Here is a 13,334-nt window from a genome sequence, read left to right on the forward strand (position 1 = left end):
CCGATGAGCGCGCCGCCGCGCCTGCGACTGCGAAGGATCCGCCGTCATTTCATTGCCGCCTGCGCGGTAGGCCTGGTCGGGCTGGCACTGCTGGTGGGTACCCTCAGCCAGCTGCTGCCGCTGGCCGAGCGTCACCCCGACAGGATTGCCGCCTGGCTGAGTGAGCGTGCCGGCCAGCCGGTGCATTTCGACCAGCTGCAGACGGCCTGGACCCGGCGTGGTCCGCTGCTGCAGCTGAAGGGCCTGCGCATCGGCGCCGGTCAGGGCCTGGCCATCGGCGAGGCCGAAGTGCTGGTGTCAATGTACAGCGGGATGCTGCCTGGTCGCTCGCTGACCGAGCTGCGCCTGCGTGGCCTGGCACTGGACCTGCAGCAGGGCAAGGACGGCCGCTGGTCGGTGCGTGGCCTGCCGAAGTCAGACACGGGCGGTGACCCGCTGGACGCGCTGCGCCGGCTGGGCGAGCTGCAGGTGATCGATGGCCGCTTGGGTGTGCATGCACCGGGACTGGGTATCGATACCACCCTGCCGCGTATCGATCTGCGCCTGCGCGTCAATGGCGACCGCCTGCGTGTGGGCGTGCGTGCCTGGGCGCAGACCGATGCCCTGCCGCTGACCGCAGTGCTGGACGTGGACCGCGCGCGCGGCAACGGGCAGGCCTGGCTGGGTGCCGATCCTGTTGATTTCCATGCCTGGTCGCCGTTGCTGGCAGCTGGTGGCGTGCGCCTGCGCGAAGGCAAGGGTGAGCTGAACCTGTGGCTGACCCTGCGCGACTTCGCGCCGGTGGCGCTGACCACCGATTCGGACCTGCGTGACGTGCGCGTCGACGGTGCACCGATGCCCGACGTGGCAACGCCGCGGTTGCAGCTGCAGCGCTTGCAGGCGCGCCTGCGCTGGCAGCGCCAGGCCGATGGTTGGGCGCTGCAGGTACCGCGCCTTCGTTTGAAGACCGAAGACGGCGAACAACAGCTCGATGGCCTGCAGTTGCAGGTTGGCAGGCAGCTGCGGGTGAGTTCCGGCGAAGTACAGGCCGGTACGGCGCTGCGTGCGCTGGCGCTGAGTGATCGCCTCGAGGCAGGCCTGCGCCATTGGTTGTTCCTGTCCAAACCGCAGCTGGATGTGCGAGAGCTGCAACTGGCCGGCGAGCGTGATGGCCCGTTGCGGGCACAGGGCGAGCTGCAGTCGCTGGGCTTTGCCAGCGTTGGCAATTCTCCGGGTCTGCGCGGCCTGGGGGGACATTTCGAGGGCGACGCCGATGGCTTCAGCCTGCAGCTGCAACCGCAACGGCAGCTGCAGTTCGATTGGCCCACCGGCTTTGGCGTGCGGCATGACCTGCACCTGGCGGGCCAAGTGGTGGGCTGGCGTGACGAGGGCGGTGGCTGGCGTATCGGCACTGCGGCGATGCGCGTGGAAGGCACCGACTACGCGGCCGATGTGCGCGGTGGTGTCTGGTTCCAGGGCGACGGCACGCGGCCCTGGCTGCAGTTGGCGGCCAAGCTGGACGATGTGCCGATGACGGCGGCCAAGCGCTTCTGGATCCACTCCAAGATGAGCAAGGGCGCCACCGACTGGCTGGACATGGCGCTGGCCGGCGGCCAGGTGCGCAATGGCATCGGCCTGGTCAGCGGTGACCTGGACGACTGGCCGTTCGACAACAACGATGGCCGTTTCGAGGCCACCGGCCATATCACCAACGGCGACATCCGCTTCCAGCACGACTGGCCGCTGATGCGCCAGGTCGACGCCGATATCGCCTTCATCGGCCCCGGCTTCGACATGCATGGGCGCGGGGACCTGGCCGGTGTAGCGGTGCAGAAATTCGAGGCGGGCATACAGGACTTCGGGCAGCAGCCGCTGTACGTGCGTGCCGATGCGCAGAGCGAGGCCGGCAGACTGCTGGCAATGCTGCGGCAGAGCCCATTGCACAAGGACTATGGCGACACCCTGGACAACCTCACGGCTGCGGGCCCGGCGCATGTGACCTTCGACCTGCTGCAGCCGCTGCACCACGATGAAGGCGGCGGTCACCTGCAGGGCACGGTCGACCTCAATGGTGTGAAACTGGTGGACAAGCGCTTCCAGCTGGCCTTCGACAACATGCATGGGCAGGCGCGCTACAGCAATGGCGGCTTCGGTGCCGAGGAACTGGCGGTGCGCCACCTCGGCCAGGACGGCCGCCTGAGCCTGCGTGCCGGCGGCTACGTGCACGACAGCAGGCTGGCGTTCGAGTCGCAGCTGACGGCCAACCTCGACGCCGGTGTGCTGATTGACCGCGCCCCGGAAATGGCGTGGCTCAAGCCCTATATCGCGGGTAACTCGCCCTGGACCATCGCGGTCAACCTGCCCAAAGTCGCACCGGGAGCGCCCGCACCGCCCAGCGAACTGCGCCTGAGTTCGGATCTGGTGGGAACCCGCCTGGACTTGCCGGCACCGCTGGACAAGCCGGCCACCGAGCCGCTGGCGACCACGGTGGCCGCGCAGCTGCCGATGGGCGCTGGTCGCATCGATGTGGCCTTTGGCCAGCGTCTGGCCCTGGCCGCGCGCAGCCACAACAACCGCACCGGTGTGCAGGTCACCCTGGGCAGCGACCATGCCAATCGCGAGCCGCCGCCCAGCGGACTGTCCGTCAATGGCCGCAGCCCGACTCTGGATGCGCTGGAGTGGATCAGTCTGGCCCGTGGTGGCAACGACGATGACGGCATGCCGCTGCGTGCAGTGGACGTGCAGGTCGGCAAGCTGATGCTGATCGGCGGCGTCTTCGAGCAGACCCGGTTGCAGCTGCAGCCGGGACCGCAGGCGCTGGACGTGCGCCTGGATGGACCTTCGCTGGCCGGTCGCCTGACCGTACCCAACGCCGAAGGAGGCACCATCAGTGGCCGACTCGACCGTGTGCACTGGCAGTCGCTGCCGCCGGCGCCGGGCGCGGCCGCGCCAGCCCGGGTGCAGGCCGGCGCCAACGACATGGACCCGGCCAAGCTGCCGCCGTTCGCGCTGGACATCGCCGACCTGAAGTTCGGCAAGGTGGTGCTGGGCCAGGCGGTGCTGCGTACGCGGCCGCTGGCCAATGGCCTGAACGTGGACGAGCTGCGCTTCCGCGCGCCCGACCAGGAAATCGACATCAGCGGTCGCTGGCTGGGTCGCACCGGTGGTGCCCGCACCGAGCTGACCGCGCAGGTGCGCAGCGAGGACCTGGGCGGCCTGATGCAGAACCTCGACTACGGCGGCCAGCTGCGTGGCGGCTCTGGCCAGGCGCAGCTGCAGGCCTCCTGGAGCGGGGGGCCGTCGGACTTCCAGCTGGCCAATCTGCAGGGCAGCCTTGATCTGCACGCGCGTAATGGCCAGCTGCTGGAGCTGGAGCCGGGCGCTGGCCGTGTGCTGGGCCTGCTCAGCGTGACCCAGCTGCCGCGGCGCCTGATGTTCGACTTCCGCGACTTCTTCTCCAAGGGCTTCGCGTTCAACCAGGTCGACGGCAGCGTGCAGTTCGGGCAGGGCATGGCCCGCACCGACAAGGTACTGATCGAGGGCCCGGCGGCGAACATCACCATCCGCGGCCAGGCCGACCTGCGCAACCAGCGGTTCGACCAGACCATCGATGTCAACCCGCGCGCCGGCAACCTGCTGACGGTGGTCGGCGCGGTGGCCGGTGGCCCGGTGGGCGCGGCGCTCGGCGCGGCCACCAATGCGGTACTGTCCAAACCGCTCGGCGAGATCGGCGCCCGCACCTACAAGGTGACCGGTCCATGGAAGGAGCCGAAGGTGGAAGTGATCGAACGCAGCCGCGACAAGACCCCGCCAGCGCCCGCGCCGCGCCCGGCCCCGGCCGTTCCGCCGCCCGTTACCGACCTGCCACGCTCACGCTGAGCGTGGACCTCCTGTTCACGGGGCTTGCCTGAGCGCCCCAGCACCCCCAGATCGAGAACCATGACTGATATCGCCCTGACGCTTGCCCAAGATCGCCTGCTGCGCCCCGGCGGGCTGGATACCGATGGCCTGGAGCGCACCTTCGGCCAGCTGCTCGGCCCCGGTGTGGACTTCGGCGACCTCTATTTCCAGCACGCCCGCCGCGAGAGCTGGAGCGTGGAAGACGGCATCGTCAAGGACGGTGCCCATTCCATCGAGCAAGGCGTGGGCGTACGGGCGATGTCCGGCGAGAAGACCGGATTCGCCTACTCCGACGACATCCATGCCGACGCGCTGCTGGCCGCGGCGCAGTCGGCGCGTGCGATTTCGCGCGAGGGTGGCGCGCAGTCCGGGCGCTCGCTGCTGCGCGGCAATTCACGCGCGCTGTATCCGGCGCTGGATCCCATCGATGGCGTCGGCAACGAGGCAAAGGTCGAGGTGCTGAAGCGCCTGGACGGCTACCTGCGTGCCGCCGACCCGCGCGTGAAGCAGGTGATGGTGAGCCTGTCCGGCGGCGTGGACACGGTGCTCATCGCGCGCAGCGACGGCGTGCTGGGCGCTGACGTGCGCCCGCTGGTGCGCCTGAACGTGCAGGTGATCGTCGAACACAACGGCCGCCGCGAGTCGGGCTATGCCGGTGGCGGTGGCCGCTATGGCTACGGGGAACTGTTCGCTGATGGCCGCCCGGAAGCGTTTGCGCGCGAGGCCCTGCGCCAGGCGCTGGTGAACCTGGACGCCGTGCCGGCGCCGGCCGGCGTGATGCCGGTGGTACTGGGACCTGGCTGGCCCGGCGTGCTGCTGCATGAAGCGGTCGGCCACGGCCTGGAAGGCGACTTCAACCGCAAAGGCACCAGCGTGTACGCCGGCCGCATCGGCGAACGCGTGGCGGCACCGGGCGTGACCATCGTCGACGATGGAACCCTGGACGGGCGTCGCGGTTCGCTCAACATCGACGACGAAGGCCACCCGAGCCAGTGCACCACGCTGATCGAGGACGGCATCCTGGTCGGCTACATGCAGGACAGCCTCAACGCACGCCTGATGGGCATGGCACCGACCGGCAACGGGCGTCGCGAATCGTTCGCGCACCTGACCATGCCGCGCATGACCAATACCTACATGCGCGCCGGCCAGCACGACCCGCAGGAAATGATCCGCTCGGTGAAGAAGGGCCTGTATGCAGTGAACTTCGGCGGCGGCCAGGTCGACATCACCAGCGGCAAGTACGTGTTCTCGGCCACCGAGGCCTACCTGATCGAGGATGGCCGCATCACCGCGCCGGTGAAGGGGGCGACCCTGATCGGCAACGGTCCGGAAACCATGCAGAAGGTGCGGATGGTCGGCAACGACCTGGCCCTGGACGAGGGCGTGGGTATCTGTGGCAAGGACGGGCAGAGCGTGCCGGTGGGTGTCGGCCAGCCGTCGCTGTTGATCGAGGGCATCACCGTCGGCGGTACCCAGGCCTGAGCCGGGCGATGGCCAGCGCCACCGCCCGCTCCAGCGCGGGCTCAGTCCTCGTCGGCCTCGTCGGCTTCGACGTGGCCAGCGTCTTCGGCGCTGGCCTTCAGGCCGAGCGCCGCCGGCAGCATCAGTGCGCGCAGCACCTGGTAGATCTCGCGATAGGCACGCGGCGGCTTGTTCTTCGCCTTCTCGGCCTGCGCATTGCGCACCAGCGTGCGCAGTTGCTGGCGGTCGGCCTGCGGGTAATCGTCCAGCAGGGCGGCCAGCGCCTTGTCACCTTCGGCCAGCAGGCGCTCGCGCCAGTCTTCCACGCGGTGCATCATCGCCACTTCGCGGCGGCCGGTTTCGCTGTTGGCATCCAGCGCATCGCGGATCGCATCCAGCGTGGCTTCTTCTTCGCGGCGCATGTGCTTGGCCAGGAACGCCAGCTGGCGCTTGTGGGCGATGTGCGCGGTGATGCGCTTGCACTCGGCGATGTGCGGCAGCAGGTCTTCCGGGATCGGCAGGCGCGCCAGCTGGGCCGGTGTCAGCGACACCAGTTTTTCGCCCAGGGCCAGGACGTCGAGCGCGTCGCGCCGGTTCTGGCTGCGGCTCTTGTCGTGGAATTCACCGGTTTCTTCGTCGCGTCCGCGCATCGTCCATACCTGATTTCAAAAAAAGTCGCCCGGCGTGATGCCGGGCCCAACCCGTACAGGATAAAGCATTGAACGTGATCGCCCCTGAAGCCGCCGTCGGCGACGACAGCCCGGCCCGGCTGGAACGGCTGGCCGACCTCTCCCAGCAGCTGCTCGACCGCGCCCGCGCGCTGGGCGCCAGCCAGGCTGAAGTCAGCTGCAGCGAAGACCGTGGACTGGAGGTGAATGTCCGCCTCGGCGAGGTCGAAACCGTGCAGTCCACCCGCGACCGCGGCATCGCCGTCACTGTGTATTTCGGCCAACGCAAGGGCAGCGCCAGCACCGGCGACCTGAACGAGGCCAGCCTGGCGGCCACGGTCGAGCAGGCCTGTGCCATCGCCCGGCATACCGAAGATGACGCGGCCGCCGGCCTGGCCGAAGCGGCCCTGATGGCCACCCACTTCCCGGACCTGGACGGCTGGCACCCGTGGGCGCTGCAGGCCGACGAGGCGGTGGACCTGGCCCTGGCTTGCGAAGCCGCAGGCCGTGAGGCCGATGCGCAGATCCGCAATTCCGACGGCGCCTCGGTGTCGAGCATGCAGAGCCTGTCGGTCTATGCCAATTCGCATGGTTTCATCGGCCGTGAGCGCGGCACCCACCATTCGGTCGGTTGTGCGCTGATCGCCGGGCAGGGCGATGGCATGCAGCGTGACGGCTGGTACACCAGTGCGCTGGCTCGCGAGGACCTGGAGGACGTCGGCCTGGTCGGACGTCGTGCCGCCGAGCGTACTGTCGCCCGCCTGCAGCCACGATCGCTGGCCACCGGCAGCATGCCGGTGCTGTTCGCCCCGGAAGTGGCGCGCAGCCTGGTCGGGCACCTGCTGTCGGCGGTGTCCGGCGGTGCTCTGTATCGCCAGGCAAGCTTCCTGCTGGACAGCGTTGGCCAACGCCTGTTCCCGGACTGGATGCAGATCGAGGAGCTGCCGCACCTGCGCCGTGGCCTGCGCTCGGCAGCCTTCGATGGCGACGGCGTGGCCACCCGGGCCTCGGCTCTGGTCCGGGACGGCGTGCTGCAGCGCTATGTGCTTGGCAGCTACTCGGCACGCAAGCTGGGCCTGCAGACCACCGCCAACGCCGGTGGCGTGCACAACCTGCAGTTGGCGGCCAATGCCGGCCCGCTGCAGGACATCGCGCGGCAGATGGGCGATGGCCTGCTGGTGACCGAGCTGATGGGGCAGGGCGTGAACGGCGTGACCGGCGACTATTCGCGTGGCGCGGGTGGCTTCCGGGTCGAGAACGGCGAGATCCAGTACCCGGTGGACGGCATCACCATCGCCGGCAACCTGCGCGAGATGTTCAGCAGCATCGAGGCGGTCGGCAGCGACGTCGATCCCCGCTCGCACATCCGGACCGGTTCGATCCTGTTGGGGCGGATGACCATCGCAGGTAATGATTGATGCCGTCGATGGCGTAAGCTATGCCCGCCTGACGCAATCAGCTGGGTGCTGGTTGGTCAAGACCACCCAATGAAAAGGAGTTTTGTCGTGAGTGAATTCGATAACGTCCCGCCGCCGCCACCGGCCACCGCCGACGTTCCGGCCGACCAGCGCACCATGGCCCTGGCCGCGCACCTGCTGGGCATCTTCACCGGCTTCATCGGCGCGCTGATCATCTGGCTGATCAACAAGGACGATGCTGGCAAGGCCTTCGTGACCGACCAGGCCAAGGAAGCCCTGAACTTCCAGATCACCGTGACCATCGCCATGGTCATCAGCATGATCCTCACCATCGTGATCATCGGCGTGTTCCTGGCCCCGATCGTCGGCATCATCAGCCTGGTGTTCAGCATCATCGCTGCGGTCAAGGCCAACAACGGCGAAGCCTATCGCTACCCGTTCGCGCTGCGCCTGATCAAGTAGGATCGTCCGCACGCGGAACTGAAAACGCCCGGCACTGCCGGGCGTTTTCGTGTGCGGGGAATGCCGGGCCGCGTGCAGCGATCAGTGATCGCGTTCCACCGCCAGCGTCGCCAGCGCGCGCAGCGCGTCGGCTTCCTCGCCATACCCGGCCAGGATCGACTGCATGCGCGCTGCGAGCTCGTGCAGCTGGGCCTTTGCGCCGTCCATGCCAAGCAGGGCGGGGAAGGTGCTCTTGTCCTGCGCCTGGTCCTTGCCGGCAGTCTTGCCCAGCTGTTCGGAACTGGCTTCGACATCGAGGATGTCATCGCGGACCTGGAAGGCCAGGCCGAGTGCATCGGCGAAACTGTCGAGCTGGGCCAGCTGCGGTTCGTGGGCCTGGCCGCACAGCGCGCCCATGCGCACTGCCGCGCGGATCAGCGCGCCGGTCTTCAGCGCGTGCATGCGGGTCAGCGCCGCCAGCGTCTGCTGCTGGCCGGTGGCATCGATGTCCAGCGCCTGGCCGCCACACATGCCGGACGCGCCGGAGGCGTGGGCCAGGGTCTGCAGGCAGGCCACGCGCAACGTGGCCGGCAGCGGCGCATCGGCCAGCAGGCCGAAGGCGCGGGTCTGCAGGGCGTCGCCAGCAAGGATCGCGGTGGCTTCGTCGAAGGCGACGTGGGTGGTGGGCTTGCCGCGACGCAGGGCGTCGTCATCCATCGCCGGAAGGTCGTCATGCACCAGCGAATAGGCATGGATCAGCTCGACGGACATGGCCGCCGCATCCAGGCTTTCCGGCTGCGCACCGAACAGGTGACCACTGGCGTAGACCAGCAGGGGCCGCATGCGCTTGCCGCCACCCAGCACCGAATAGCGCATGGCCTGGTGCAGGCGCTGCGGCGCCTCGGCAGGCGAGGGCAGGGCGGCATCGAGCTGGCTTTCGATACGGTCGCGCCAGCGCGCGAACAGAACCTCAGCCGTCATGGCTGGGCGGGTCGAAGGGCTCGGAGGCTTCCGGCTGCGCCGGATCACTGAGCAGGCGCACGCGCAGTTCGGCCTGCTCCAGCGCCTGCTGGCACTGGCGGTACAGACCGACACCACGCTCGTAAGCACTGAGCGAAGCTTCCAGGCTCAGCTCGCCGGTTTCCATCTGTTCCACCAGCTGCTCCAGCGATTCGAGCGACTGCTCGAACTGGGCGACGGGGGAGGCGTTTTCGGGGGACTTCTTGGCCATGCGGCAAGTGTGGACGGGCCGCGCGCGGGGGTCAATTCACCAGCCGCCGGGACGCCACCGCAGCTGTGCCTCGTTGGCCTGCAACCAGGCCTGCAAGGGCGCGGCGATGACCACGTCGGCGGCGGCCAGCAACTGCGGGCCATCGAAGATCAACGGCAGCTGCGCGCGTCGCCAGGGGGCGAGGTGCTCGCGCTGCAGGCAGTCCTTCAGCGCGTGCGAATGCTGGCGACCCTGCAGCAGGATGCGCTCGCCGCCCACGCGTGCACGGACCTGCAGTGGCTGTTCGAAAGCGCCGGCGCCCAGCAGGCTCAGCTGGCCACCGTCGGGCAATGGCAGCGGTGCACGGCCATCCCACTCGGCCTGCCAGTCGAGGGGCAGCGAGGGCAGCCGGGCCGGCAGCAGATAGGCGTGGTCGCGCCATTGCTGGATCACGTGCTGCTGCCAGCGCACACGCGCCTGGCGGTCGGTGTCGGCCGGCAATAGCTCCTCCAGCGCCTGCTGCAACACCGAGGCCGGCAACGGTGCCGCATCATGGCCCAGCACCCACGCGCGCAGCACGCGTGCTGCGCGGCGCGGCGACATCTGGCGCAGCAGTTCCAGTGACAGCACGCGCGGTGCCACTTCCAGATGCGCGATCAGCTCGGCGTCTTCCTCGTCCAGCAGTTCGCGGGTCTGCCGGCAATGCGTCGCGCTGCCCGCCAATGCTGCAGCCGCATGCGGCCAGCGCTGGCGCAGCAACGGCAACACCTGCAGGCGCAGGAAGTTGCGATCGGCGTGGTCTTCCGCGTTGCTGGGGTCTTCGATCCAGCGCAGCACGTGCTGGCGCGCGTAGTCGAGCAGTGCACTGCGTGGTACCGCCAGCAGCGGGCGCCAGAAGGGATGTTCGCCAAGGCGGCTGTGCGTGGACATCGCCGCCAGGCCATCGACGCCAGAAGCGCGCAGGGCGCGCAACAGGAAGGTCTCGGCCTGGTCGTCCTGGTGCTGCGCCAGCGCCAGCGTTTCGCCTTCGCGCAGCTCAGCCGCGAACGCGGCGCGTCGTGCCTGTCGCGCGGCACCTTCGGTGCCCAGGCCTGTGCCGTTCTCGACCTGCACGCGGTGCACGGCCAGCTCAATGCCCCAGGCGTCGCATTGCTGCCGGCAGTGCAGCACCCAGTCATCCGCATCGGGTTGCAGGCCGTGATGCACGTGCACCGCGCGCAGGGCGGTGCCGGAAGTCTGCGCGCAGCGCCACAGCCAGTGCAGCAGCACGGTGGAGTCGACGCCACCGCTGTAGCCCACCAGCAGCGGCGCATCCAGCGGAACGAGGGCAGGGAAGGCAGTCACGGTGGCAAGTATAGGGTGGGGTTTACTTGGCAGGGCTGCGCCCTGCACCCGCTACGAGCCAGAGCAACAGCAACAGCAACGGCAGAAGCTGGTTTCCTGAAGGTTGGCGGGGTGGGTCCGGTTGCGGGAGACGCCGTAAACCCGTCCCTGGGGGCTTGGCCGCGGCATCCATGCCGCGGACACTCCCGCAACCGGACCCACCCCGCCTTCGACAGTTTCCTGCGAACTGTCGGGTTGCTCATGGGGTCAGATCCGTTTTCCTGCGGAAAACGGATCTGACCCCGGATTCAATTCGATATCTGACAGATACGATCCACGCAAAGCGTGGATGGTCCAACCGTCACCGGAAAACTGTCGGGGGTGGGGCGGTGTGGGTGGGCAGGACCGTTGGCGCCATGGATGGCGCCATCGAGCCCCCAGGGATGGGTTTACGGCGTGTCCTGCCCACCCACACCGCCCCACCCAACTCACAGAAAACCAGAGCCGCTTTTGATCTTGCTTTGGCGTCTGCAGGTGCAGGGGGCAGCCCTGCCGAAAACCCTACTTCACCCGACGACCCGAACGGTCGATGCGGAACCACTCTCCGCCTTCCATCGGCGTGTGGCCATCGGCATCCGGCGTACCACGACGGCAACCATTGCAGACCTCGGCCACGCCGTCCTGGAACGGCCATGCGAAATCGAAGGTGCCGGGCACCACCTGGCGGAACGTCAGGTCGAAGTAACCCACGCGGTTGCCTACGCGGGCGCGCAGCAGGCCTTCCTGCGGCGTTTCCGGGCCGTTGTCCCAGGTCAGCACCGGCAGGCTGCGGCCCTTGCGGTCGACGTAGTGGAAACCCTGGTCGGCGTACACCACTGCCAGGCCGTGGTCGTCGTAATTCAGGGCCTTCAGCGTGTCGGCACTGATCTTCGGCCGGTGATCGATCACCTCGCAGTTGGGCAGTGGCCACAACCCGTGTTCGTCGGTCAGCAGCTTGCATGCCGGTGCCTGTGCCGCTGCAGTGGCGCTGACCAGCATGCCAAGCAGGGCCAGCGACCGCGCGAAGCGGCCGCTGGCAGCGTCAGGGCGGGCCTCCCGTGCGATCACTTGGCCTCGGCCTTGCGCTCGAACGCGGTCGGTGCCGGCAGCTGCACCGGCACGCCCTTGTCATCGCAGGTGCCGGCCTGGCACAGGCGCTCGCGCAGGGCCGGGGTGGCCTGCACGATCATGTGATAGATCGCGTTCTGTTCCAGCGTGCCGCGGATCGCCTTGCTGCCCGGGCCGCGTGCCCAGATGCCGACGTCCTCGCCACCGTGCGATTCGGACTTCATCGGCACCAGCGCTTCCTGCATGTAGTCCGGATGCTCGGTGTCGACCTCGCGCAGGTTCGGGCGGCCGTTGGCCGGTTCGAAGCTGCTCGGGTTGTGCGGGTAACGCTTCGGGCCGGCCGGCTGCTGGTTGCTGCTGCCGGTATGGCCCGGGCCGTTGGCGTAGCTCAGCGTGGTGTACGGCTGGCCGGTGCCGTCCAGGGCGTAGTCCAGCTTGCCGGCGCCGTCTTCGCCGCCCTTGTCCTTGACCTTGCCCAGGATCGGGTTGCCACGTGCCGGGTAGCCGACGAAATTCAGCGTGTGCGAGTGGTCGGCGGTGACGATGATCAGGGTGTCGTCGGCGGAGGTCAGTTCGTTGGCCACGCGCACTGCGTCGGACAGGGCCACGGTCTCGGTCAGTGCACGGTAGGCATTGCCGCTGTGGTTGGCGTGATCGATGCGCGCGCCTTCGATCATCAGCACGTAGCCTTCCTGGTGCTTCGACAGATTCTTGATCGCTGCGGCAGTCAGTTCGGCCAGGCTCGGCTCGCCGCCCGGATCCTGCGGGCGCTCGTACTCGTAGCGCATGTGGTCCGGCTCGAACAGGCCGAGGATGGCCGGTGCGTTGGCGGCGGCGGCCAGCTGCTTGCTGTTCCACACGTAGGCACCCTGCGGGTGCGCCTGCTGCCATTCCTGCACCAGGCTGCGGCCATCCAGGCGCTGGCCGACCTTGTCGTCGTATTCCGGATCGCGCTCTTCCACGGTGGTGAATTCACCGCGGCCGCCACCGAGGGCGACCAGGGGGCCGCGACCATAGCGTGAGGTCGACAGCAGCTGCTGGGCGATGTCCTTGCAGCCGGCCGCCTTGGCCGCTTCGGTCAGGTCGGTGTCGTTTTCCCAGTTGCGCTCGGGCGAGTGCGCGTAGGTGGCGGCCGGGGTGGCATGGGTCAGGCGCGCGGTGGAGACCACGCCGGTAGCCAGACCGGCGCTGTCGGCCAGCTGCAGCCAGGTCAGCAGGCCCTTGGACAGGCTGTCGGCACAGTCGGTGCGGCTGCCGGCGCTGACGCCGATCGCACCCATGTGGGTCTTCACGCCGGTGGTGATGGCGGTCATGGTGCCGGCCGAATCGGGCGTCTGCGAATCGGTGTTGTAGGTCTTGCTGAATGCCGTGGCCGGGAAGCGCTCCCAGGACAACAGGTTCTCTTCACCGGAGCCACCCTTCTGCTGGCCCTCGTAGATGCGCGAGGCGGCCACGGTGGTCAGGCTCATGCCGTCGCCGAGGAACAGGATGACGTTCTTGGCCTTGCCGGACATCGCACCGTTGGCGGCGGCCTGGGCGGCGCCACTGCGGTACCACCACTGCGGGGTCTCGCCGGCCGGGTGGGCGACGGGGTCGACGGCGACCTTGAGGCTGGCCGGGGCAGTGGCGGGGGGGGTGCTGGCGCAGGCGCCCAGCAGCAGGGTGGTGGCGCAGGCGGCCAACAGGGAGACGGAACGGCGCATGGACGCTGGGATCTCACAAACTGTAACGGGACGTTCATTATGCCCGCCCTCGCAAGGCACGCCGATGACACACTGATTTGCCGGTCGGGCGGTCGTTCCCCAGCCGTTGATGGGCTATCGT

Annotated in this window: 10 protein-coding genes; 4 read left to right on the forward strand and 6 right to left on the reverse strand. The window is 68.5% G+C overall.

Features of this window, described 5'->3' with window-relative positions; translation table 11 throughout:
* The first annotated feature begins 3 nt into the window (after positions 1–3).
* Positions 4–3,858, forward strand: coding sequence for a YhdP family protein (locus AC5P5X_RS02275; RefSeq protein WP_111189438.1), 3,855 nt, complete (start codon positions 4–6; stop codon positions 3,856–3,858).
* A gap of 60 nt (positions 3,859–3,918) precedes the next feature.
* A complete protein-coding gene (gene tldD / locus AC5P5X_RS02280; RefSeq protein ID WP_005410527.1) occupies positions 3,919–5,364 on the forward strand; it encodes a metalloprotease TldD in 1,446 nt (481 codons plus the stop codon).
* Between the two features lie 41 nt (positions 5,365–5,405).
* Here the strand turns inward: tldD and yjgA are convergent, their stop codons facing one another.
* A complete protein-coding gene (gene yjgA / locus AC5P5X_RS02285) occupies positions 5,406–5,993 on the reverse strand; it encodes a ribosome biogenesis factor YjgA (RefSeq protein WP_005414121.1) in 588 nt (195 codons plus the stop codon).
* A 68-nt stretch (positions 5,994–6,061) separates the two neighbouring features.
* On the opposite strand from yjgA, the gene pmbA reads away from it, so the two are divergent.
* Both pmbA and AC5P5X_RS02295 read left to right on the forward strand, forming a co-directional pair.
* Entirely contained in the window at positions 6,062–7,429 is a 1,368-nt protein-coding gene (gene pmbA / locus AC5P5X_RS02290) for a metalloprotease PmbA (protein WP_099484059.1), read from the forward strand.
* 87 nt (positions 7,430–7,516) lie between these two features.
* Positions 7,517–7,891, forward strand: coding sequence for a DUF4870 domain-containing protein (locus AC5P5X_RS02295; RefSeq protein ID WP_005410524.1), 375 nt, complete (start codon positions 7,517–7,519; stop codon positions 7,889–7,891).
* Positions 7,892–7,972: 81 nt separating this feature from the next.
* On the opposite strand, the gene AC5P5X_RS02300 is transcribed toward AC5P5X_RS02295, so the two are convergent.
* The 5 genes from AC5P5X_RS02300 to AC5P5X_RS02320 form a co-directional block, all read right to left on the reverse strand.
* Entirely contained in the window at positions 7,973–8,851 is an 879-nt protein-coding gene (locus AC5P5X_RS02300) for a polyprenyl synthetase family protein (protein WP_033835318.1), read from the reverse strand.
* Positions 8,841–9,101, reverse strand: a complete 261-nt coding sequence (locus tag AC5P5X_RS02305; RefSeq protein ID WP_005410522.1) for an exodeoxyribonuclease VII small subunit — start codon at positions 9,099–9,101, stop codon at positions 8,841–8,843. The genes AC5P5X_RS02300 and AC5P5X_RS02305 overlap by 11 nt, the downstream gene beginning before the upstream one ends.
* A 36-nt stretch (positions 9,102–9,137) precedes the next feature.
* On the reverse strand, positions 9,138–10,424 hold the full coding sequence (tilS, locus tag AC5P5X_RS02310) for a tRNA lysidine(34) synthetase TilS (RefSeq protein WP_172711823.1): 1,287 nt from the start codon (positions 10,422–10,424) through the stop codon (positions 9,138–9,140).
* 540 nt (positions 10,425–10,964) lie between these two features.
* The gene (locus tag AC5P5X_RS02315) at positions 10,965–11,510 is read right to left on the reverse strand and encodes a WG repeat-containing protein (protein ID WP_062606151.1); all 546 of its coding nucleotides are present in this window, start codon (positions 11,508–11,510) and stop codon (positions 10,965–10,967) included.
* Entirely contained in the window at positions 11,507–13,213 is a 1,707-nt protein-coding gene (locus AC5P5X_RS02320; protein WP_062606158.1) for an alkaline phosphatase, read from the reverse strand. The genes AC5P5X_RS02315 and AC5P5X_RS02320 overlap by 4 nt, the downstream gene beginning before the upstream one ends.
* Positions 13,214–13,334: the final 121 nt, after the last annotated feature.

It is taken from the genome of Stenotrophomonas sp. YJH_SMC_91 (assembly GCF_059368495.1).